We start from the raw sequence: 21367 nt of genomic DNA, 5'->3' as shown, positions 1-21367 counted from the left end.
TGCTAATAGAAAGTACGGGGATATCCGAGCCTATACCTGTAGCGCAGACTTTTAGTTATACCGATCCGAATAATAACATTGATCTCTCTTCTTTTAGTTATATCGATACTATGGTAACGGTCGTGGATTGCTATAATTTCTTTAAGGACTTTGGAAGTGCAGAAACACTTTGGGACAGACAGTTGACAGCAGATGACCTGGACAATCGCACAATTGTAAATCTACTAACGGATCAGATCGAGTTTGCCAATGTGATTGTCCTCAACAAGATCGACCTTGTCTCTGAGCAAACTGCCCGAATACTGGAAGCTGCAATCCGCAAACTGAATCCAGGAGCGAAGATAATCTGTGCCGAATTCGCAAAGGTTGATTCGGCTGAAATCATAGGGACTGGTTCTTTCGACTTTGAGGAAGCCTCATCTTCTGCGGGTTGGATAAAAGAATTGCAGTCGGAGCATACGCCAGAAACGGAAGAGTATGGCATCTCTTCCTTTGTATTCAGGGATCAACGGCCGTTTCATCCCCAACGCTTTTATAAATACCTTAACGATGTCTATCCACATAATATCATCCGGGCTAAGGGACTATTCTGGCTGGCTTCTCGACCTGATATAGCACTTAGCTTAAGTCAGGCTGGGGGAAGTTTGCGCCTGGAAAGTGCGGGGGCATGGTGGTGTAGCATCCCTGAAAAACAACGTTATGACTACACCTCCTACGCAGAAATGAGAGACGACTTACGAAAAAGATGGCATTTGGAATGGGGAGACCGTAAAAATGAAATCGTCTTTATAGGTCAGGAATTGGATAAGGATAGATACATCGCTGACCTAGAGCAGTGCTTACTGACTGAAAAAGAGATTGATGGCTGGAAGGATACCACCTGGCTGGATGAGTTTCCTAAAAACATGTAATTCGTAGGAGCTGCCTCTTTCATAAGATAAATTTTAGTTAAAAACAGATAAAATCACATATCAGGCACAAAAAAGCCTTTCCAAATTGATTTTGGAAAGGCTTTCGTTATATTATATCTCAGACTACCAATATTCCTAATATTCTTACAACCTCACATTTGTATCTCAAAAATAAAATATGACACCACGGTTTAATTATTAGGCTTGTAAAAAACTAAAGCAATAAATGTAAAATATATTTGATAAAGACTACACTTTACTCCTTTTTTGGCTGCCTGGATAGAAAACCACCTGAATCAGATTGTATTCTAGCTGTTTGAAGCTGAAATTATTGCCTTTGACTTCAAATCTCGACCGGGGGTCCCAGCGTAGATTTTTCCGAAGTATTAACGCTTCATCGGTCTTGTCCGGCTCAATATCCTATCCCACCGTGATACCAGGCTCCAACCTGTCGCTATGGGTGATCCGGTAGCTCTGACCTTCTACAGTTTCACTATAACGAACTCTATCGTAGGAAAGGTTAACTATCTAGAGGTTGCTGAGGACTTTATGAATTGTAGTAAAAAGCTGATCTAAATCAAACGGCTTTGCCAAAAATATATCTGCACCTGATTCTAGCGCCAACTCTTCTCCATTTAGATTTGCAGACATGCAGATTATAAAAATATGGCTTAAAACTGGATCTTTCCTAATCGCTCGTATTAATTGATCGCCAGAAAGCCAAGGCATAGAGATATCAACAATTAAAACATCAGGCCGATCGTCCCACATCCGAGACAATGCATTACGACTGTCTGTCTCGGTAAAAACCAGCACATCCTTAAATTCGAACTTAAAAATAGACACTAAAAGGTCAACTATATCTTTGGTATCATCACAAATAAAGATTTTATTCGGCATAGAATAAAGATAACATTATCAGAACACACAGTGCAATATTTTTTTTACACAAAAAAACTTTAACCTATAGTTGCAACAACTACTGTAAGTTGTTGCATTCGGGAATATACCTCCAAAGTTCTGTTTTATTTCTAAAATAAAGATGCCCCTTATCATCCATGGTCAACAAACTGGCGCCATTATGTATAATAGAAATCATTTTTTTCACAACATCCAATTTAAACAATTTGTTATCCACCGTGCCATAGATATCACCAGAGGGATGCAAAACCAAAAAGGCACTTCTCCATATGTGGGATCCCATTGGCTTTTGTTCATATAGGTCAAAAGATTCTATTACGCTATTATGCTGCGTGTCATAAACGAATAATTTGCCTCCTGCAACTCCAAGAAGATTACCATCCTTTCCTTCTATTAATCGTGTGATACCTGGAGCCCCATAACAACTAAGATCACCATACCCAAATCATCGACATAGATCGTAATCACATTCGGCTTAGTTTTTGGTGCATGTCCCTGCGGTAGATATTTCAACAAATAGACTCGCTTTCTTCATTTAGTTTATTTGTTTGCTTTCGAACCTTTTTTCAAATAGTTCCTGAAAAGTTGAATTTATACTGTTTACTATGATCAATTTTGTTTTATCGGCTAAATCAATTGTATATATAAATTCTTTCTTGGCGTTGTATGTCCAATTTTTGAGTTCCGGGAACGTCTTTTTAATCCAGTTCAGCTTTTCTTCATTTTCTTGAGACACTATCACAATCTTTGTAATTGGTCTTTGCCTCATTTTTTCCAAGCTATTTTGGTCTATCGGCGTTCCATAAGCCGAGTGATTGGCATATCTGAAATTCTTTCTAAAATAGCTAAAATCATTTTCGTTGTCGGTGAGGATATATCGGTAGGTTAAGAGATGGTCTAATTCCTTTGTCCAATCAGAAAATTTCTCATCATAGGTTTTAATGTACTGGTCGATAAAGTGTTTGTCTATCGGCTTTTTATTATTGGCATACGTTTTTACCATTGGGTAAACTGCTTGAGCCATCTGATTGATGTATTTATTATTGTACCAACTATCTTTATCTAATTTTCCGTTTAATCCTTCGTAGATATATCCATTCCCCATAGCAGTTGCCAATGCTTCATTGAGTAATAAATATGCATACTGGCTGTTAGGTGAAGAGTTGGTGTGAAACCAAGATTCAATATTGTTCTTTACTTCTAAAGATTGCCAGTCATAAACATTATGAAATATCTCGTGCATCAAGACACAGAATAAAATATCGTTGTGAACAAAATTCAACGGCACCTCGCTTACAGCATTATTTAGGAAGGCGTTTGCCGTAAAACCACCATTACTAATGGAGGGTATTATCGCGATATCGATAGATACGGAATAATCCCAATGCGCATTATAAAATTTCAATCCGGTTTCAAAGTAGTCGGCTAAATGAACATTTTGTACATAATAATCCAAAGATTTCAACTTTTCTTCAAATTTCTCTCTATTAGGCTGGTAAATTAGTGCATCGTAAACAGGCTCAAACTGTGCTAAAATACTAGAAAAGGCAAAAAGCTCTGTATTGGGTACTATCCCGAAACTAAGACTTTTAAACTCTTCTATTGAAGAAGCGTTTATCAGATTTCTTTCCATAAGCGCTGTTGTTGATACCGGGCTTTTCTGACCTGAAGGATAACCTTGAAAATGATAGGATTCTACAATACGTAAAGTATCAAACTGAATTAGTAAATCGTTATATTCTGACACATTATATTTTGATGCCTTAAAAATTTCTTTGCTCGTATTGTCAGGATAGTAATCGGATAGTTTTTGAACAAAATCGTAGGTAGCCAGCAATTTTGAATATTTGATGTTTATTTGAGGTGCCGCTTGTCCGAAAAGCGTATTTACTGTCAGAATCAGGATAATACAGGTAAAAAAAGATGTGATTTTCATATGTATATAATTTGTCTTTTAATGGTCATATGGAATATCCAAACTATATGCATTCGTGTTTGTGTAGTCAGTGCTACATGGATATTTTATATGTATATAATTTTTTAGTGTATTTCTCAATCAATAGCTATTAAAGCATCGGTAACCGGGTCGTATTCGTACAACGTTGCGCTTTCTACATCCTGATATATTTGTTGAATATTTTCAAATTGCTCGTCCATTTTACTGGATATGTGAAAGACATAATACATTCTATTGGCTTTTTCAATTTCGGTAATGGAATAAAATAGTGTGACTTTTGGAGTTTGCAGCACCTGTTGTAATGTCTCTGCCCTGGAATTTGCTACCACATATTCTACAATATTATAAACTTGATTTATAAAATGTTCACTATAATTATCAACTGCGTTGTTGGAAACATACATAATGGTTTTCCTGTATTCCTTCCTGAACAGGGACAGCTTTCCGTCCTTTATCTTTTTGGCTTTCCTAAGCCGTTTCACAAAATCAAGCACTTCGTCATCGCCAGCATTCCGAATGCTGTCCAATCCCCATTCGATGATTATTTTATCACCTCTTACAAAATCATTGCGATTGGGTATATCGTCATTGTAAATCAGTGCCATTTCCTTTTTTCCTTGGTTTACGATAAACAAGAAGTAATCTCCTTCATCATTAAACGCTTTAAACAATACGGTGTCAGTCTGCTTTTTCTGCAGACTGATTTCTTGTGTAGAATGGCTAGTCTTATTAATTGCTTTGTTTGAAGCTGTAGTGTCACTTAGCACCTGTACATTAGATGGCTTTTCATCAACAAGGATATTTTTGTTTTTACTGCTTTCGTTGTGGCAAGCAGTAATTAATATCACAATGAGAAAAAAAATAACACTTGTTTTCATTAAAATGCGTTTAGTTGTTCGACCTTGACTGTTCTACTTCCTTATATTCGAATCTTCTGAGTATTATATAATTGTATCCAACGTATTCAGCTTCAGAAACGAGATAGTTTCCATTAATTTCTTTAAAGTCGGAAGACAGTAAGAGATTGTTTGATTTAAAAGACCATTTGCCCCATGTTCGAAGCGTGTCATTCGCTTTAAAATCAGGGGCCGAACTGCTCTTGTAGCCATAGTGCCTTATTTTGACGACGTCCATTTGTCCATTTTCCTTAAGGTTGAGATGGGTACTTATGGCCATGGTATCTCCGGACGATTTATTGATATAAGGATAAAGTTTGTTGGAAATAATGTTGCATTTTTTCGTTTTGCACCGCTCTTTGAAATTATGTCGCAACAGATAGAGCGCGTTTTCATCTGACACATCTACGGCTATCCAGGAGTTTTGCAATAATTTTGCATAATCATCAAATGAAGATTCCATTATATGGATACTGTCCAAACTCCATTGTGTTCCCTTTGGCAAGCCGCCCCCATATTTATGAAAGATCTCGATTTTCTCATCTTTATATCCATCCTTATGAATGTGTTCGGAAACGAAAATCGAAGGCGCTTCCATGGCAAAAACCTCGGTGAAGAAAAATCTGTTTTTACGGATTTCGGCTAATTTAAAATAACCATATTTATCTGTTTTTGCCGAACCTACCGTGCAATTTTCAACGGGATTTCCATCAAAATCAACAATAGTACCGATTAAAGAAGGTCGTATCAGTCTTGATACACAAGAGGACAGTAATAAAATGGCGATAATTAAAACTACGAAATTTCTAAGTATTGGAACGGTGTTCATTAGTTACATTTAATTTCAAAAAGCGGTTCTGTTTCTGATATACTCCATTTGTTGGGATCCACTTGTGGTTTTATCAGCTTATAATCCGGGGCTATCGCAAAATGGGTATTGGCTTTTTCAATGTCAAAAACCGCTTTATAATCTAGCCAAAATGATTGTTCCTCTTCAGAAAGATCAGATAGCTGCTTTATATTGGCTTTGTCGTTATTTTCTTGTGATATATTTATACGATAATCCCTATCATAAGCATTACTGTTATGATAGAGTGCTATAAAATCGTTGTAAAGCCCTGTTTGGAACTGATAGGTTTCTCTACCTCCCAAAAGAATGGTCTTGGTTTTTATGGACACTGTTGTTGCATATGTTTTTTCCGGTTCGCAAGTTGATTGTAAATCAAAAATGGGCTTACAGTCGTTTGTATCTGTGCAAAAAAATGAATCGTCCTTTCCGAAGTTCCTGAATTCGATATGAGCTTCCTCTTTTTTTAGTTCCGGATTTTGCTTGCCAAACAGCATAAATTTTGCTTTTTGGGGTTTTAAGACAAGTACATTTTTTTCTTTTACCCAATCTCCTACAACTACAGTTGCATAAGCCCCGATCACAAATCGGCCGTCGTCAAACAAATATGCTTTTGCGCCACCACCCATAGGGTACAAGCCTTGGTATTCACTTTGTGCGGAACTGTTTATGCTCATAAGAATTAAAAAGATGAGAATAATAAAAATCAATGTATTTTTTCATTTTAAATTTCCTTTTAAGAGACCTTCTATCAGCTCATTGGTTTCATTTACAAACACCTCCAAATCCTTAAAGCTATTTTTTCGTATTAAACTTATTTCTTTTTTTCCGTCCAATTCTGCAAATACACACTTTACTTCTTTTCCATTATTTAAAAAGTAATATGCTTTATGCCTTACGATCAGAATTTGTTTAAAATTAGCCAACGCGTACTTCTGAATCGAAATACCAAGCATTGATATTTCCAACACTTTTTCCTTTTCTTTGAATTGAACTTTTCTTGCAGTTCTAAAAAAGAAAATTCCTACGGGAGGAAGACAAAATACCCAAATCGGAATATTGCTGCTTTTCTCCCCTGTGTAAAATAAATATCCTGACATTACTAAAAACAGGAACAACAATATGGCGCTAAAAATCTTATTTTCCTTAAGCTCAAATCCATTATGATTACGCTTGTAATATTTCATTTGTACGATGTATTTTATGTGTATTAAAGTTATTCTTCAACTAATCTCCCTTATAATTGGTTTCCCAATAAATTTATTTGTTTGTAGGCTTCAATAATTATATCATTAGGCGAAGCTGGAAAAATAATCTCTGGCTCTTGAAGATTATTTTCATTTTCGACAGATTGGTTTTGGGGTTCAATATTCGAGTTACAGCTTTTCATCAATTTCTCAATTGTTTTATAAGCTTCAAAGCCTACATTAGCACTGCTAATTTTCCACTCATCATTTATTCTAGCAAAATTAAGGTTGTTGATGAAATTTTGTTTAGTTTTAATCATTATATCATCAAAAGCCCCAGAAAGGTTAAAAATACTTTTGGTTAGTGATGTAGTTGGTTTTCCTTCATAGTTTATATCGTAACTTTCTTGCAATAAGATAATAGACCACGCTTTTTCAAATTGCTCTTTATTGATTTTAATTACAGCCTCCTCATCTTCTCCATGTACATCAAATGGAAACTTCACTTGTGTTTTTAGCTTTTCCATATGTTGTTCCAATACAATTTTCCGAAAGGATTGCCAAAAATCTAAAAAATCATTTTGTTGCTGGTTGTCATAATAATCGGCACTCAAAAATCTTTTGGTATAATCCAAATTTGCTATTTCTAAAGTGGTTAAAAAAGGCGATACATCCTTGAAATAATTCCACCTATAATTGCCCAATTTATCAAAAATCTTATACCATTTCCCGTCTTCTTTAAAGGCGTAATTATATCGTGCAAAAACTTCATTACGCATTTCGGCAAGTTGTTCTTTGTTGTATTTTTTTAAATCTTTTTGTCCTAAATTAAACAACGATATTTCGGGATAATTACCATCGGGTTGCCAATACACTTTTCGATAGTACAGTTCTCTAGCTCTGTTCATAATGCCATATCTATATTCCTTATCACATTTGTAAAGTTCATAAAAATGACGATTATCTACTTTGAAATATTTGGCACCTTTGAAAAATTCGGAAGCTAAAAAACGCTTGTTGACAGATTTTTTTGGCTTGAAAATATTTCTACCAAACCAACCGCCATCCTTTACATTTGGAAGTTCACTACATTGTACATCGGTATTGTTAAATGTAAATTCTTTTTTACTAAAGCTAATATGTTGAAAATGCACAAAAGTTCCGTAAGAATGTGGTTCGATAAGAATTTTTATCTGATAAATAGAATCTTTGTCCGAAGCTACATAAACACCATTGATTGTATTTCCAAAATTCCCATTGTATCCGCCGTAAACTCCAGTTTTATAACTATTCTTAAGGTTTGGTTCCCAATAACTTGTTTCTTTTGTATTAGTACAAGGACATTGTGCCAAAACCATTTCCACCTTTGCTAAAAGTAGAAAAACAGTTATAATTATTAAAAGGAACTTTTTCATTTGTTTATCCAGTTAAATTATCATTTCGTTTTATTTTCTACATGTTGGTCAAACATTTTTAGCCCATTTTTATGTTCATTTTTCATTTGGTTTAACTTTAAATCCAGGCTATGATTGATAAAGAGATGACGATTGTTTTCATTTAACTTTTTTGAGTTCTCTATGCATACTCAAATATAAACAGCCAAAAGGCACTATTCTTCAGGGATATAAAAGCGCTGATAGCGAATGTAAATTCGTGTGGATATATTCCAAATTTGAAATGAAATGTGATTTTGCTTTAATAATTGAACTGCTGCTTTTTAGCATTTATCTAAGTCGTTTTTATTTTTACCATTCACTATCTATCTTTTTATAAGCTTCTATATTAAATTTTTCATTGTTCAAATTATGTATCTCTAGTTTAGAGATACTATTTTTCTCAAAACCATTAAACTCAATAATTGTTGAATTATAAGCTTGATCAAAAACACATAAATCATCCTTTTTTCCATGATTGTTACAACTAATAAAAATCATGAAGATGAAGCACTTAGAAAATTTATTTTCCATAATTTTTGTTCAACCAATTCAAATATTTCTCATTTGCTGACTTGTTTAATATTATAAGTTCTAAATCAATTGTTTTTTTTATGTTCTCTTTAGGTGCATCTAGTATTTGTATACTTGATTCAGTTCTATAACTTGGTTTGGCTTTTCTAAGCTTAAGATAATAATTCGCAAAATCAAATGAATACATTTCAAAATTTTCTGAGTTTGTAGCGTTTAACTTTTTGTCTTTTTCTAAATTTTCAATCAATAGTTTAAAATCTTCTTCAGCTACTTTTCTATTTTCTGCGATAAGAGCCACAAATTTATCATCATTTGTGGCTAGAATTTCAAATTTAGGAAACCAAATATTCTGGTAACATACCAATTTATCGTCTTCTGTGTAGCGAGTTATAGCATAAAGTTGAGCTATATTTATTTCTTCATCATCTTCAAAATAAAATTCTTTTTCTATATCTTTTTCTGTCAAGTTACTTTTGCTTACGTTGTTTGTTTCTTCGTACTTTTTAAATGCTTCAATAGCATCAATTGTTGTTCCGTATTCTGTAGCGTATAGATTACTATCTTCTTTGATTATTTTTTCAACAAAAAAAGTGTTAACGTTTATTCCTAAATCCAAATCATTTATCAGAATTTTACATTGGTTGTTTTGAGTCTGACAAAAAAGTAAGAATGGAATATTGAACATTATTAAAAAGATGGTTTGTTTCATAGATTCTATCATTTTTTGTCTTAGTTGTTAAGATTTTCTTGGATGGAATATCAAGATATTGCAAATGATTTACAATTAAACTACTGCAAATTAACTTTTTTGAGCTCTTTATAAAGTTCATCTGGAAGCTGTTCTTGCTTTTTGCGTTTCTCATCATCTATGTAGTATAAACTATTTACACCGCAATCGCTTACTTTAGTAATATTATTGATATTGAAAGACCAATCATCCGTGTTTTTCACGGTGATACCCAAGGCATCAATACAACCAGCGCCTTCCCAGAGTTTAGAGAATTTAGTTTTTTTATTGTTGTTTAATTGGTTAAAATCCGGATATAATGAATATCCCTGCATTCCAGGATTGTAAAACTTTATAATCATAAACACCGGAACACCACCCCAATCTATCGTTTTTCCTTCAGGTAGTTCTATACCCGTGAGCTTTTTTTCATTCATTATTTTAATTTGCTGTCCCGCTTTGAAAAAGTGCTCTTCATAAGTCAGTTTTGTTCCTTTTGGTACGACTATTTTTTTAACTATTGTTGGCTCATTTGTAATGAAATAGGGATAATTAGGACCTCTTCCACCGGTTGGACTTCCCCAATGACTTAATTGGTCCACAACAACGTACCCTGCTATTGATAAAATGACAAGTATTAATATTCCTATGATGATGTAGATCTTTCTTCTCATATGTGCGTTTTCTCAAATGTACTACCACTAAACCGGAACGTTTTAAAATCATTCATAATAGTACTTTTTGAATATAGGATCCTCTTTTGGGTTATGGTAACCAAAGATTAGCTTTTCATTAAAGGCTTTATTTGACAGGATCACTAAATCGTTGCCGAATGCTGTTTCATTAATAAACAAGGTGTATTTATAGATATACCCATTTATGTTCCAAACGAAATGTAATGGATAAACCAGATATTCGTCTTCAAATTCGTCTTTCTGTTTCTTTACATCTTTCTGCTCAACATGCTTTAAAATTAATTTCACTTTGTTGTCTGCCGCATTATAGAAGACGCTATCATTAATAATTTGATCCGGATCACCTAAGATCTCTTTTAATTTATTTAAGACCTTAAATGTTTCTGCTTTTTCCAATGCTATATTTACAAATACTATTTTATTGCTATTTTCTACTATTTTGCCACCGGTATTTTTTTCAATATCAAAATCAGCGAAAGCAAACAATTTCTCCTCTTGCTCGCCTTTTAAGGAATAAATTGTAGAGATACTCCCATTATCCTGAAGTTTGGCTTCTACTTTCGCTCCTTTATTTACTATTTCCCAATATCCGTTTTGGGTTTGGGCATTAGAAATGTTCAAATTATCCAACGTTGTGCTAACTTCTGTTTTATCGTCTATTTTAGACAAATCAAATGTATCGCCTTCTTGGCAGCTTATCATAACAGGTAAAATCATTAAAAATATTTTTCTCACGACAGGTATTATCATTATGACCAACCAAATAGTTTGTATAGGAATCCAATACTCCGCAACCACAACCTTGATCAATTTGAAGTAGTTTTAAGATGCAAGCGTATATACCCAAACCTCCACAAATTCTCCTTTACGCACAATACAATCGCGTCGTAATATAAAAGCGAATTTTGCAGTTCTCCTCATCCGTTTGAATTCTTTTATAGAGGAAATATAAAAAGATATGAGACAGTATTTTTCAGGGATATAAAAACGCTGATAGCAAATATAGATGCGTATGGATATAGTATAAATTTGAAATAAAACGGAAAGATTAAGTCGTTTTATAAGGGATCGTTAAAACGACCAAGTAACTGTTTGGCGTTTGGGTGATTTGTATCGTACCTTTTTTGGAAGTCTCCTTAAACAACAGCTCCATTCTTTCCTTGGCTATACTTCCTGACAGCGACGTGTGACCGGAAGGCTTGTTACTACCCTTACCGTTGTCTAAAATGGCAACAGTTATAAAATGGTCATCCAAATCAATACGAATGTGGATTTCTCCTTTTTCCTTCAAGGGTGTAACACCATGAATTACCGCATTTTCTACGAAAGGCTGAATCAGCATGGGTGGTATCATCGCTCCGAAGATGTCATCTGCTATTAAAATATCAAACTCAAAGTTGTGGTTAAGGCGCATCTGCTGAAGAGCCAGATAGTTTTTTATAGCTTCAAGCTCATCTTCCAACGAAATATAATCGTTTCTGCTCATCTCCAGACTGCTTCTTAACAGTTTACTGAATAATTTGAGATATTTGATCGATTTTTCCTTCTCTTCAAAGCGGATAAAACTCTGTAAGGACGATAGGGTATTGAAAATAAAATGGGGCTCCATCTGTGTTCGCAGCAATTTTTGCTGCAACAGCATTTTTTCTTTTGCTTCCAGCCGATTTCTTTGCCTGTGGACGTATACATAAAAGCTGATAAACCCAATGACTATAAGGAATAACAAACCACTGATGATCAATAACAGGGTTCTTGTTGCCAATTTTTCGTTGGTAGCTGCAACCGTCTCATTAAGCTGGCTTATAGATTTCTTTTTGGCTTCTACATCATAAAAAACGGATATTTCCGCGATGGCTTTTGCGCTATTGCTGGCCTGCAAAGCATCCTTGATTGCCAAGCTTTCCAGATGGAGTTTACGGTAGGCATCCAGATTTCTTTTTTGAAGATAATATTGGGCCTGCGCCATTCTATTGTTGAATTTAGAACTATAATTTACGCTACTTGTTTCTTCGATTTCCTGTGCAGCCTGTATGTACTTTTCGGCTGAATAAAATTGCTCTGATAGCGCATGAAGCGTAATTAAATTGGTATAATCTTTATATAGATTAAGTTGATGGATACCCAGTTTTGTTTCGGCATAACTCCTTTTATCCAACGCTTCACATTTTTTAGTGTAGATGATGGCCGAATCCAATTGCTGTTCCTCGGTATAGATAATAGCTTTTTGCTCGTAATAGAACCGTTGCACTTTATCGTTGTTCAGAATTTTGTAGATTTCGCCAACTTTCTGATTATATAGCTTTAGGGAATCTAATTGGCCGGCATGCTCGTAGATTCTAAACAATTGTGTATAAATCCTGAAAAGATTGTTGTGGTAAAAGTATTCTTCTAAATCTCCTTTGTTTTTGGTTGCTGTATGTAAGGCTAAATAGTTTTGTTCAGATGCCTTTTCAACTTGGGACGAATTGAAGTTTTCCTGGGCGCAATTTACCAAACAGATGATCTGTGCATTAGGTTCTATTTTATCAGGATGGGCGGTAATTAAGGCGGCTGCTTTATTATAATAGTGATTGGATTGAAAGGTTTTTCCTTCAATTAGATAAATATTGGCCAGCCCATTGTAAATAGAAACTTTGATGTCGAAAAAATCAGTTTCTTTTTCAATCAGCCCCAAAGCTGTTTCAATATGTGTTTTTGATTTTGTCAGATCTGTTTTTGCATACGCTTTGGCTAATTCGTAATGGATATAGGCAAGCGATGCGTTCTGTTGATTATATACAGAGCGATTCAACATTTGGTTCCAAAAAACGATGTTGCTATCGGAATCGTTGTTTACAATGCCTTTTGCTTCCTGTTTTAACTGTTCAAGCAATTGGGTAGGTGATACGTCCTTTTTCTCTAATTTCTTTTGACAGGAAAGTAAGACCGTGAAGAGCAGCAGATACAGAATGTTTCTCATCGCAGGCTATAATTGTGAAAGCAGCCTAATGACAGTTTCCTTTTTACGTGTGGAAACGGGAATTTCGGCACCATTGTTCAAAACGACAAACCCAGATTTCAAGTATCTCACGACGGATGAAATGTTGACAATGTGAGATTGATGGCACTTAATGAAATCATCTGCAGGCAACAATTCTTCGTAAAATTTCAAGGGTTTCGAACTGATAATTCTGTTGTCACCTTCTAAATAGAAATGGGTGTAGCTGCCGTCACCTGACAGGCACATAATATCCGTAATTTTTAAAAACTCTAAACTTTCTAGTGTAGCGATACATATTCTGGAATTTTGTTGCTTGATGCTTTTTTGATGCTCACTGATAATTTCAATCTGCTCGGAAGTAGTGGAGGAATAATCGCTATTATAATTGTCGAGCGCTTCATAGAGTTCTGTTTCGTCTATTGGTTTCAACAGATAGTCTATAGCGCCGTGTTTAATGGCCTTTATCGCGAAATGGTTAAAAGCGGTAATAAAAATCACAGAAAATGACGTATCCGCTACCTGATTTAATATTTCAAATGCAGTGCCATCGGGCAATTGTATATCCATTAAAATCAAGTCAGGCTTCAATTTATTGATCTTTTTCACAGCATCTTCAACGCAGACCGCACTTTCTAAAAGAACGAACTCCGGTCTTTTGTCCACCAGCCATTCCAACTCTTTTCTGATAGTGGCTTCATCTTCAACAATAAGGATTTTAGGTAAACTCATCATAATTTTGTTGTGAATAGTAACATAGCGAAGTTAATCATTGTAATCTTATTGGCGCTATGGACTGCCTCTAAAAGTAATTTCTGTTTTTAACTCATTGGCTTCAATTATCCGCTTTGTTTCTATTGTTGCAATACCAAATTTTTCATAATAATCAGAGAGTATTTCGCTGGAAAACCCACCAGGATCGTCTGCTTTGTTGATAAAATAAGATGTTGTATAGTTTTTTTGATAAAACAAGGTCAAGAATGTACTCATTTCCCGGTCAGAAAAAATGGAGTCTCTGTTTTCTAAGTGATAGGAAGTTAACAATTTCTCCAATTCTACCTTGTCTTTAGGAGGGTTATCGACAAGGACGCTCTGGTAAACATATTTTTTTCCTTTATGTGCACCGTCCCGATCATATATTCCCGTTGAACTATGCTTTGGCAAATGAATGAATGTGGTTTTGCTATCACAAGAAATTATCGCCATAAATACGAATAAGGTTAGTATTTTCATTTTTGTGTTTTTACATATTACATTGAAAATCGTTTTCATTTAGTCTGATTTTAAAAAATTATTGTTCAAATTCAAAATCAACTTCTTTGTCTGCTATCAGATCAAAAACTACACTTCCCTTTTCCAGTATATAGAAAATATCGGGTTCATTATTCCTAAATCGAACATAAGCGATCAAATCGGTATTAAAACCATCGAATGAACTTTCATCACCCCTGTACTCTTTGTTTAATACCTCTGTTTCTTTGTATATATAAACAGAATTAAAAGCATACATTTTGTTATTGCTATAATTCGTAATGAAATCTTTTAATTTGTTTTTTAGATCATCATTAATTTGGAAGTCTCCCTCTAAGAAAAAATAATCAATATTGCATAAATTATCCTCACTGTCAATAAATTCAAAATGAACAGGATGTAAAGGTTCTATTTTGATGTTTTTTTCTTCCTGACAATTAGAATTGCACGAAATGATTATTAATATTACTGTTGTAAAAACGCTTCCTTTTATATATCCTTTCATTTTTTTTCATTTCTCAAAACGGATCCAATATCAATACTTAATACCTATATTAAATATTTCATCACTTTTCTTTTAGTGAGTTGATGCTAAAAACCAGCATCCTTTCTTGAATACGCGTTAAGGTATCAATTGGCACTTATTTTAAAAGTTTCATAGGTCAAGGGCGATTTTTCTTTTTTTAACCAACGGATTTCGTTTTCACGAAATTCAAAGTAATCAGACTGGGTCCAATACCACCGTCTTCCTTCCCGAATATTTACTCCGTTGGCTTTAAAGGAAACGATGATCTGGTTTCCTTTAACAGTTAGTATGATTTCATCAAAGGTATCTTGCACCGTTGCTCCATCGGGTATTGTGGGACAGCTTTCCAGTTTTTGCACGTTTTTTTCATCATTTCGGAACCATTGCCGAAGAAAGCCCAAATGCTGTTCCGAACATTGGTAGCCCAATTGCAAAGCCGTTAGTATTTTACATTTAAGGTTGGTTCTGCCTGCTGTAGCCTTTCCGTCCCAACTACATTCATTGCCGATAAAAGTGGCAACATAGGCCAATGCAGCCTTTTCCGGTCCCGTAATGGTCTTACAAAACTCAGTATTAATGGTAATTAGGTTATATGTCCCCTTAAGTTCCTCATCATATTTGTCCTCCCGCCATAGGAATTTTATGGTTTTATTGAGTGTTTTTTTTTGCTCCGTTAAATCAATGCTTGTATTTGTATTATTTCTTTCAGGAACTTTAGAGTTTGTCTGGCAAGAAGACAATAGTGCCATGGTTATCCATATTGATATACTTTTCATTTTTTTAAAATTGATTTCAGGCATATTTTGTTTAAGTACTTCATAAAATTTTATCAGTAATACCACAACTCACCCCATATTTCAATTTCATTTTCGCCCGGCGTGAAAACATCCATAAGTTGGAGTGCTTTTTTTATTTTTAATTTTTCTTCACGTTTCGTGGCATCAGCAAAGCCATTTTCATCACAGGATTCCGTGGCATAATCCACAAGGATATCGCCCGTAACCAGATTATAGTCCAGTGTCTTGAAATAATCACAAGGTGCCCCAAAGTTTATGGTGGCGCCTATTACATACCAATTATTATTCTGAAAGCGGTAGCGGTGGGTATAGTTCCATTTTTGCCTGCTGCCTCCAAAATGGTTGATTACTATACACTTCCGTTTAATAGCTATCCCGTCAAAGGGGTTACCCATCATTCCACCGGCTTGTGTGGATAAAACTGGTGAGGTAGTCTGGTGCCAAAGTCTCCAGCCGTTGTCTGTTTTCTTATAAACGGCCAAACAATGTTTATAGCCCGGATCTACCAAAATAGGCGTTTCATATACCGCTACAGCTTCTTCATCCGCATCAGCGTCTAAATTTCCATAAACCAGCTTTACCCGTTTCCAGAATTCCGGCGTAAAATCATCAATAGCAACGGCTTCTTTCAGGGTAATCTCACGTTCGAAATTTCCACTTTCAACCACTTTATCAAAAGCATTTATCCGTTCCTGCTTTGCGAAACTCAATTGCGGGATTGTTTTTCTGATGGCATCTGCCTGAGCCGGAAATGGCGGTAATTGAAACTGCCGTGGTTTATTCGTCCCGGAATAATACGTGATTTCTCTAATCTCAATATTCACCAATATCCGCTCTCCAACAATACCATTATTTACCGATTGACGGTAGCTTTTTCTTTCTGTCCAATTTTTTTCGGAATCGTATTTATACTCAAATGTTTCAATGCTTAAAGGATTGCCTGTATATTCTATACTTTGTTTAAATATCAGGTTATTATTTGCATCATATCTTCCTGTTGTTTTGGTTGATTTTTGTGTTCCCCGCATATGGTAATCCTGCTTTATCCTTTCCTTTCCATCTTCCGAATAGCTGTATTCTTCTTTATGCTCAAGTGTATTGTTTTTAAGCCAAATTTCGGCTATTATACGCCCTTTTTCATCATAGCTAAAGTGAACATCCCTGCCGTCTATTACGTAACTATTGAACGTTACGGGCAGGTAGTAATCCTTCATCATTTTGTAGGTGGATTTTCTTGTTTGACCGAGGATAGGTGTTTCTTTTGTGAGGGTGGGAAACTTGAATATGTAGGTCTCTGCTGGCTCCGGGATGGTGTCATAATCAAAATTGTGTACACTGATCATATGTTCATCACCGATGCTTTTTTTTAGATACTGTGTATAGCCCTCATAATCAAACTCATTATTGCCATATATTCTATAATGGATATCTTCAGCAAGAATTTGGTCTTTGTCATAAAAAAGCCAATGATAAGTAAATCTTTTATGGTCTTCGATTTGTTCTAAAAGCAGTAAATTTTTAAATGCTTCGTCATAATGGTATTGCTCAATCCTATCAATCTGATCATACTCGTATTCCTGGTATCGTTTTCTCCCATCTGGCAAGTATTCGATATAGGATAGGAGATTGAATTTTTTGCCATCAAAATATTTAGTCTTCTCTATTTTATCTTTTGCTTTCGCAAGTTGATAACTGAACACCGAATATACTTTTTGCTTTTTAAAAAGATGATCGTCTTCATAGGATTTCAGAATGGTGCCGTTACCTAGATTTTGATTTATTTTCGACTGCTCCTGCGCTTGCACCAAACCGCATATTCCCGTGAAACAGCTTATGCATATCAGTTTTAAAAAGAAGATTGTATTTTTCATCATAATTTAACAGAAATAAATCATTTCATACTTGAAGGCAAACCCATTTTTAAAGGTTATGATAAACAAACCTGTATCACCATTTTGAATGGTATAGCTATGCGGAGTTTCGGTACAATTAACATTCACTATTTTGCCAAAATTTCTGACAAAGTCTTTTTCGCCATATTGATTATCTATGATATGGTTACCGACAACAAGGGCTTGATCTTCGTTAAAATTCATTTTGTGAACGGTTCCATTTATATCCCCTGTTTCATATTCCGCAAAAGCGATCAACAAATCCTTGGAGAAGTAAAGAAAATCCGGTAGAAAATCACATCCTAAAGTCTCTGATATATAGGTATTTTTTACCGCGCCTGTAAGGATGGTTTGTTGTTCGGTAATCTTGCCATCGTACAACTTTTGACCTTTGACCACAAAGTGAATATCGCTTTTATGGATAAAGGCCTCTTTTTCTTCCCACGACATTGGATTCAGTTGCTGCTCCGCCAAAAACAAATCAAAGTCGATATTGGGAATTTCAGCCATAGTGCCATTTTCAAAGTGGAAGTCCCGCTGCATTTGCAGTGCTTTTAGGGTATTTTCAGGCTTATCTTTCCAACCCATTTCCACCAGCCGCTCAAGAATGTTTTGTTGCTCTCTGACCGATGCATTGGCAGCTTTGCGGTAATCGTCCAATACCTTATCAAAAGTGAGCTGTTCCCCCAGATATTTGTATTGGATGTATTCCGGTTTTTCGTGGAAATGGTCGCCGATATAGACCCAGCCGTCTTTATAGAAAGGGATATAATCAATAGCAATCATTTTATTGATTGGCACTACTTGTACTATGCTGCTTTGCACATTAGGCTGAGCTCTTGACCTTAAACGGGATACGTTTACAAAACGGTGCGGACCTTGTGTACCCTGTTCGCCTCTGTAAAAATACTGTTCCGGTTCATTACTTTCTGTAATTCCTCTTTGCCAGCTTCGCAGTTCTTGCTTAAATATATACCCAATATCGCCGTTGCTAACCTGTACTTTATAAAAATCTTGTACAGAGTCCAAGACCATCAACGATGCCTGTATAGAAAGAATGCCTAATTGCTCGGAATCAGTATCAGGAGCCTTATGTAAAAAACACCATTGAGAATTGTAAACAGGCTTCCATTGCTGCGCATATGCACAGAATGAGCTGTAAAACAATACAATTAGAAATAAAAACTTATGATTCATACTATGCACCATTTGATAGCTTGATCTCCTTTTATTTAATAGTCATCGACAGCTTCTTCAACAGGTGATTCTTGTTGGTTAAATACATTACAATCAACAGGAGTATCTAATAATTCACCATTTGCCAGTTTAAAATCAATAGAGCGGTTCAAGGATAGTTCGTCATCTCCGGTTTCGGGATTCATTGCCATATGATAAAAAGAAATGGTAAGCAGCTTGCCTGATTTTAAAGCATGATGGAATACAGCGAAACTTTCTTTATCAAATTCAGAAAAAGGATCTCCGAAATCTTTCCTATCAATATAAAAACTGGTTTTTGTGAACTTGTTGGTTACGGAGTTTACAAAATCAATATAAGCATAAGTGCCATCTCTATAGTGTTTAGTGAATTCTATCAAATATTTTGGAACATAACTGCTGTCTGAGCAATTCATCAATACAGTGAGAATGTACTCTTTATTGGAAAAGTTCCGGGTGGAGCTTTCCCCTTCAAAGATGATGTTTACCCAACCTTCTTTATCTACTATTTCATCTAAATTTTCAAGTTGGACTTCCGTCAGTTCATCGACATTGATAACTTTCCTTGTTTGGCTAAATGAGGTGATTCCTAAAAAAAGAAATCCAACTAATAATAAATGCTTCATATACTTTATGGTATTATTTTCAATTACACGACGGCCTTACAGCTCAGAAACAAACACAGCAATAGCCAGCAACAATAAGATCAGCCCGGTTGTCATAAAAATCTTATTCACTTTGGTAAACCCTCTCTTTTTATAGTACAGCATCAGGTTTAACAGCAACAGAAACTGGTAAAGCAACAGAAACCCGATGATGCATATCCAGTACCAGATGAGGTTCCATCCAAAGCCAATGCCTTCATCGTGCAGAAACCAAAGCGTGATGCCGACTAAAGGCAACAAGAGAAATACAAGCCTTACTACAATGCCTTTATTTATCATCACCTTATTCATTAGAAACTGACTCATAAAATAAAGACTATTTAATAATTGTTTAATGGTTTAAAAAAGTACTGTGTCCGTCCGCCTGCGCCGCCCATAAAAATGAAGACGTTACCCGACTTCTCCCATTTGTCGTCTATGACCAATTCTCCACGGGTTGTAAAACCAATTCGCGTTCTATTAAAATCAACATTGCTGTACAGAAAAGGAAGAAAGGGCGGAATTTGGATTTTCTTATTTACCGATAAAATTTCAAGATACCCTTTGCGTGTATGTTTCACTTGAAAAGATAGTGTTTTAACAACAGATTTGTCAGTATAAACAAGCTCCAGACTATCATCCTTAAATGTTAAGGTAACACGTTCAGCCTCACTTTCTGATACACCAAATAATTCCAAAAGTTTAGGACCGGTTGTGGAACCTGCTATAGACTTACTTGTTTTGAAAGACTGATTGACAAAAGATGTAGAGAAATCATTCTCAATGGGCTTAAAATCGCTTTTGCTTATCCTGAGTCCGGTGCCGCAAGAAAACAAAAAAGATAGTAATACTATAAATAAGATATGCTTGATCATACACTGAAAGATTTGCATAGTTTTAGTATTTTTCTTCACTACAAGAATATGAAAAATAAATAACACCTATCAGTCCAATATCAATGCGTATGGAAAAGCTTTAAATACGTTTGTGAAGGGTTTAAATTCGTAGTGAATTCTGGAAATATGGTCCTTGCAGGCATGAAAAGTCGACATTGGTGAAAGCTTTTGATACCTACAAAGACAAAAACTTTACTATCCTAGGTGTGTCTCTCGATAGTGAAAAAATGCATGAACGCTGGATAGATGCGATAAAATGGGACAATCTAACCTCGCCACAGGTTTCTGATCTAAAGGGTTGGAAAAATGAAGTTGCTAAACTTTATGTGGTAAGAGGGGATCTATATTGTATACTTTTGAGGTATTATTTAATGGGTTACTTTTCGGATTAAAGACTAGCCAATTATAAGTTAGTATTTTGTATCTTGGTACTATAATAAATTGTCGGATTCAGCGTGACTTGACATAAAATTAACCAAAAAAAAGTTATCCATGGAAATCTATATCGAAAGCCTAAAATATCCAATAGGACAATTTCAAAAGCCAGGTTATATTACCAAAGAACAGCTTAGGGAATGGACAAAAACAATTCAGTGTTTTCCGAACAAACTGAACGAAGAAATCAAAGATCTAACTGAAGCTGATCTTCAAAAACAATATAGAATTAATGGATGGACAATAAGACAAATTATAAATCACTGTGCGGATAGTCATATGAATAGCTTGATAAGATTTAAGCTGGCATTAACGGAAGAGACTCCTGCGATAAAACCGTATCTAGAAAATTTGTGGGCTGAATTGCCCGACTCCAAAGATTGTTCAATAGAGAGTTCACTGAAGATTCTAACAGGTCTGCACGAGCGCTGGGTTTATCTTCTAGAGAATTTGAGCGAAGCACAGTTAGAAAAGGTGTTTCTACACCCTGAAAATAATGAGCGGATTTCACTAAAAACGAATGTAGGAATCTATGCTTGGCATTGTGAACATCATCTTGCCCATATTAAATTGGCCAAACAAAATTAGGTCTCCCAAGGCTGGCGCACGCGTTTCGTGTGTTTCAC

The 21367-nt window shown here is 35.2% G+C and carries 25 protein-coding genes; 3 read left to right on the top strand and 22 right to left on the bottom strand.

Features of this window, described 5'->3' with window-relative positions; all coding sequences use genetic code 11:
- Window positions 1–911 (top strand): GTP-binding protein (locus B5X76_RS15160; RefSeq protein WP_079644322.1); only part of this gene is annotated, 911 nt, incomplete at its 5' end.
- A gap of 528 nt (window positions 912–1439) precedes the next feature.
- On the opposite strand, the gene B5X76_RS15155 is transcribed toward B5X76_RS15160, so the two are convergent.
- From B5X76_RS15155 to B5X76_RS15050, 22 genes are all read right to left on the bottom strand, one after another.
- Window positions 1440–1811, bottom strand: a complete 372-nt coding sequence (locus tag B5X76_RS15155; protein WP_079644320.1) for a response regulator — start codon at window positions 1809–1811, stop codon at window positions 1440–1442.
- A 79-nt stretch (window positions 1812–1890) separates the two neighbouring features.
- Complete coding sequence (locus B5X76_RS15150; RefSeq protein WP_079644318.1) at window positions 1891–2115, bottom strand: hypothetical protein; 225 nt, start codon at window positions 2113–2115, stop codon at window positions 1891–1893.
- 252 nt (window positions 2116–2367) lie between these two features.
- Window positions 2368–3768, bottom strand: coding sequence for a hypothetical protein (locus B5X76_RS15145; RefSeq protein ID WP_079644316.1), 1401 nt, complete (start codon window positions 3766–3768; stop codon window positions 2368–2370).
- 116 nt (window positions 3769–3884) lie between these two features.
- Window positions 3885–4667, bottom strand: coding sequence for a hypothetical protein (locus B5X76_RS15140; protein WP_079644315.1), 783 nt, complete (start codon window positions 4665–4667; stop codon window positions 3885–3887).
- A 10-nt stretch (window positions 4668–4677) separates the two neighbouring features.
- Window positions 4678–5514, bottom strand: coding sequence for a hypothetical protein (locus B5X76_RS15135; protein ID WP_079644313.1), 837 nt, complete (start codon window positions 5512–5514; stop codon window positions 4678–4680).
- A complete protein-coding gene (locus B5X76_RS15130) occupies window positions 5514–6209 on the bottom strand; it encodes a hypothetical protein (protein WP_079644311.1) in 696 nt (231 codons plus the stop codon). The genes B5X76_RS15135 and B5X76_RS15130 overlap by 1 nt, the downstream gene beginning before the upstream one ends.
- Before the next feature lie 42 nt (window positions 6210–6251).
- A complete protein-coding gene (locus B5X76_RS15125; protein ID WP_079644309.1) occupies window positions 6252–6719 on the bottom strand; it encodes a hypothetical protein in 468 nt (155 codons plus the stop codon).
- A gap of 50 nt (window positions 6720–6769) precedes the next feature.
- Entirely contained in the window at window positions 6770–8134 is a 1365-nt protein-coding gene (locus B5X76_RS15120; RefSeq protein WP_079644307.1) for a YARHG domain-containing protein, read from the bottom strand.
- 330 nt (window positions 8135–8464) lie between these two features.
- Window positions 8465–8686, bottom strand: a complete 222-nt coding sequence (locus tag B5X76_RS15115) for a hypothetical protein (protein WP_079644305.1) — start codon at window positions 8684–8686, stop codon at window positions 8465–8467.
- Complete coding sequence (locus B5X76_RS15110; protein ID WP_139375337.1) at window positions 8676–9395, bottom strand: hypothetical protein; 720 nt, start codon at window positions 9393–9395, stop codon at window positions 8676–8678. Before B5X76_RS15110 ends, B5X76_RS15115 begins: the two co-directional genes overlap by 11 nt.
- A gap of 80 nt (window positions 9396–9475) precedes the next feature.
- Window positions 9476–10087, bottom strand: a complete 612-nt coding sequence (locus B5X76_RS15105; protein ID WP_217699667.1) for a hypothetical protein — start codon at window positions 10085–10087, stop codon at window positions 9476–9478.
- 48 nt (window positions 10088–10135) lie between these two features.
- Window positions 10136–10825, bottom strand: coding sequence for a hypothetical protein (locus B5X76_RS15100; protein ID WP_079644301.1), 690 nt, complete (start codon window positions 10823–10825; stop codon window positions 10136–10138).
- A 331-nt stretch (window positions 10826–11156) separates the two neighbouring features.
- Entirely contained in the window at window positions 11157–13067 is a 1911-nt protein-coding gene (locus B5X76_RS15095; RefSeq protein ID WP_079644300.1) for a sensor histidine kinase, read from the bottom strand.
- A gap of 6 nt (window positions 13068–13073) precedes the next feature.
- Entirely contained in the window at window positions 13074–13820 is a 747-nt protein-coding gene (locus B5X76_RS15090; RefSeq protein WP_245801063.1) for a LytR/AlgR family response regulator transcription factor, read from the bottom strand.
- Between the two features lie 54 nt (window positions 13821–13874).
- The gene (locus tag B5X76_RS15085; protein ID WP_139375335.1) at window positions 13875–14318 is read right to left on the bottom strand and encodes a hypothetical protein; all 444 of its coding nucleotides are present in this window, start codon (window positions 14316–14318) and stop codon (window positions 13875–13877) included.
- 58 nt (window positions 14319–14376) lie between these two features.
- Window positions 14377–14841 (bottom strand): hypothetical protein, encoded by a 465-nt coding sequence (locus tag B5X76_RS15080; protein WP_079644294.1) that lies wholly within the window; start codon window positions 14839–14841, stop codon window positions 14377–14379.
- 125 nt (window positions 14842–14966) lie between these two features.
- Window positions 14967–15638 (bottom strand): hypothetical protein, encoded by a 672-nt coding sequence (locus B5X76_RS15075; RefSeq protein ID WP_079644341.1) that lies wholly within the window; start codon window positions 15636–15638, stop codon window positions 14967–14969.
- Window positions 15639–15691: 53 nt separating this feature from the next.
- The gene (locus tag B5X76_RS15070; RefSeq protein ID WP_079644292.1) at window positions 15692–17533 is read right to left on the bottom strand and encodes a hypothetical protein; all 1842 of its coding nucleotides are present in this window, start codon (window positions 17531–17533) and stop codon (window positions 15692–15694) included.
- A 3-nt stretch (window positions 17534–17536) separates the two neighbouring features.
- Window positions 17537–18748, bottom strand: coding sequence for an SH3 domain-containing protein (locus tag B5X76_RS15065; protein WP_079644290.1), 1212 nt, complete (start codon window positions 18746–18748; stop codon window positions 17537–17539).
- A 35-nt stretch (window positions 18749–18783) separates the two neighbouring features.
- On the bottom strand, window positions 18784–19392 hold the full coding sequence (locus B5X76_RS15060) for a hypothetical protein (RefSeq protein WP_079644288.1): 609 nt from the start codon (window positions 19390–19392) through the stop codon (window positions 18784–18786).
- A 36-nt stretch (window positions 19393–19428) separates the two neighbouring features.
- Window positions 19429–19737 carry a hypothetical protein gene (locus tag B5X76_RS15055; protein WP_079644286.1) on the bottom strand — a complete coding sequence of 103 codons (309 nt, stop codon included), beginning with the start codon at window positions 19735–19737 and terminating at the stop codon, window positions 19429–19431.
- 14 nt (window positions 19738–19751) lie between these two features.
- Window positions 19752–20285: a hypothetical protein gene (locus tag B5X76_RS15050; RefSeq protein WP_139375334.1), complete on the bottom strand. Its 534-nt coding sequence runs from the start codon at window positions 20283–20285 to the stop codon at window positions 19752–19754.
- A 125-nt stretch (window positions 20286–20410) separates the two neighbouring features.
- Here B5X76_RS15050 and B5X76_RS15045 point away from each other — a divergent pair, with 125 nt between their 5' ends.
- Window positions 20411–20698 carry a peroxiredoxin family protein gene (locus B5X76_RS15045; protein WP_079644282.1) on the top strand — a complete coding sequence of 96 codons (288 nt, stop codon included), beginning with the start codon at window positions 20411–20413 and terminating at the stop codon, window positions 20696–20698.
- Between the two features lie 100 nt (window positions 20699–20798).
- Entirely contained in the window at window positions 20799–21329 is a 531-nt protein-coding gene (locus B5X76_RS15040; protein ID WP_079644280.1) for a YfiT family bacillithiol transferase, read from the top strand.
- Window positions 21330–21367: the final 38 nt, after the last annotated feature.

The organism is Sphingobacterium nematocida (assembly GCF_900168125.1).
In the GTDB taxonomy this organism is placed as follows: Bacteria; Bacteroidota; Bacteroidia; order Sphingobacteriales; family Sphingobacteriaceae; genus Sphingobacterium; species Sphingobacterium nematocida.
This window is presented reverse-complemented; position numbering and strand designations above follow the sequence as displayed.

What these genes read in the sequence shown, in the direction of transcription:
- B5X76_RS15155 (WP_079644320.1), bottom strand. Translation starts at nt 1,811, where the DNA reads ATGCCGAATAAAATCTTTATTTGTGATGATACCAAAGATATAGTTGAC.
- B5X76_RS15150 (WP_079644318.1), bottom strand. Translation starts at nt 2,115, where the DNA reads ATGGGATCCCACATATGGAGAAGTGCCTTTTTGGTTTTGCATCCCTCT.
- B5X76_RS15145 (WP_079644316.1), bottom strand. Translation starts at nt 3,768, where the DNA reads ATGAAAATCACATCTTTTTTTACCTGTATTATCCTGATTCTGACAGTA.
- B5X76_RS15140 (WP_079644315.1), bottom strand. Translation starts at nt 4,667, where the DNA reads ATGAAAACAAGTGTTATTTTTTTTCTCATTGTGATATTAATTACTGCT.
- B5X76_RS15135 (WP_079644313.1), bottom strand. Translation starts at nt 5,514, where the DNA reads ATGAACACCGTTCCAATACTTAGAAATTTCGTAGTTTTAATTATCGCC.
- B5X76_RS15130 (WP_079644311.1), bottom strand. Translation starts at nt 6,209, where the DNA reads ATGAGCATAAACAGTTCCGCACAAAGTGAATACCAAGGCTTGTACCCT.
- B5X76_RS15125 (WP_079644309.1), bottom strand. Translation starts at nt 6,719, where the DNA reads ATGAAATATTACAAGCGTAATCATAATGGATTTGAGCTTAAGGAAAAT.
- B5X76_RS15120 (WP_079644307.1), bottom strand. Translation starts at nt 8,134, where the DNA reads ATGAAAAAGTTCCTTTTAATAATTATAACTGTTTTTCTACTTTTAGCA.
- B5X76_RS15115 (WP_079644305.1), bottom strand. Translation starts at nt 8,686, where the DNA reads ATGGAAAATAAATTTTCTAAGTGCTTCATCTTCATGATTTTTATTAGT.
- B5X76_RS15110 (WP_139375337.1), bottom strand. Translation starts at nt 9,395, where the DNA reads ATGAAACAAACCATCTTTTTAATAATGTTCAATATTCCATTCTTACTT.
- B5X76_RS15105 (WP_217699667.1), bottom strand. Translation starts at nt 10,087, where the DNA reads ATGAGAAGAAAGATCTACATCATCATAGGAATATTAATACTTGTCATT.
- B5X76_RS15100 (WP_079644301.1), bottom strand. Translation starts at nt 10,825, where the DNA reads ATGATTTTACCTGTTATGATAAGCTGCCAAGAAGGCGATACATTTGAT.
- B5X76_RS15095 (WP_079644300.1), bottom strand. Translation starts at nt 13,067, where the DNA reads ATGAGAAACATTCTGTATCTGCTGCTCTTCACGGTCTTACTTTCCTGT.
- B5X76_RS15090 (WP_245801063.1), bottom strand. Translation starts at nt 13,820, where the DNA reads ATGATGAGTTTACCTAAAATCCTTATTGTTGAAGATGAAGCCACTATC.
- B5X76_RS15085 (WP_139375335.1), bottom strand. Translation starts at nt 14,318, where the DNA reads ATGAAAATACTAACCTTATTCGTATTTATGGCGATAATTTCTTGTGAT.
- B5X76_RS15080 (WP_079644294.1), bottom strand. Translation starts at nt 14,841, where the DNA reads ATGAAAGGATATATAAAAGGAAGCGTTTTTACAACAGTAATATTAATA.
- B5X76_RS15075 (WP_079644341.1), bottom strand. Translation starts at nt 15,638, where the DNA reads ATGAAAAGTATATCAATATGGATAACCATGGCACTATTGTCTTCTTGC.
- B5X76_RS15070 (WP_079644292.1), bottom strand. Translation starts at nt 17,533, where the DNA reads ATGATGAAAAATACAATCTTCTTTTTAAAACTGATATGCATAAGCTGT.
- B5X76_RS15065 (WP_079644290.1), bottom strand. Translation starts at nt 18,748, where the DNA reads ATGAATCATAAGTTTTTATTTCTAATTGTATTGTTTTACAGCTCATTC.
- B5X76_RS15060 (WP_079644288.1), bottom strand. Translation starts at nt 19,392, where the DNA reads ATGAAGCATTTATTATTAGTTGGATTTCTTTTTTTAGGAATCACCTCA.
- B5X76_RS15055 (WP_079644286.1), bottom strand. Translation starts at nt 19,737, where the DNA reads ATGAGTCAGTTTCTAATGAATAAGGTGATGATAAATAAAGGCATTGTA.
- B5X76_RS15050 (WP_139375334.1), bottom strand. Translation starts at nt 20,285, where the DNA reads ATGATCAAGCATATCTTATTTATAGTATTACTATCTTTTTTGTTTTCT.
- B5X76_RS15040 (WP_079644280.1), top strand. Translation starts at nt 20,799, where the DNA reads ATGGAAATCTATATCGAAAGCCTAAAATATCCAATAGGACAATTTCAA.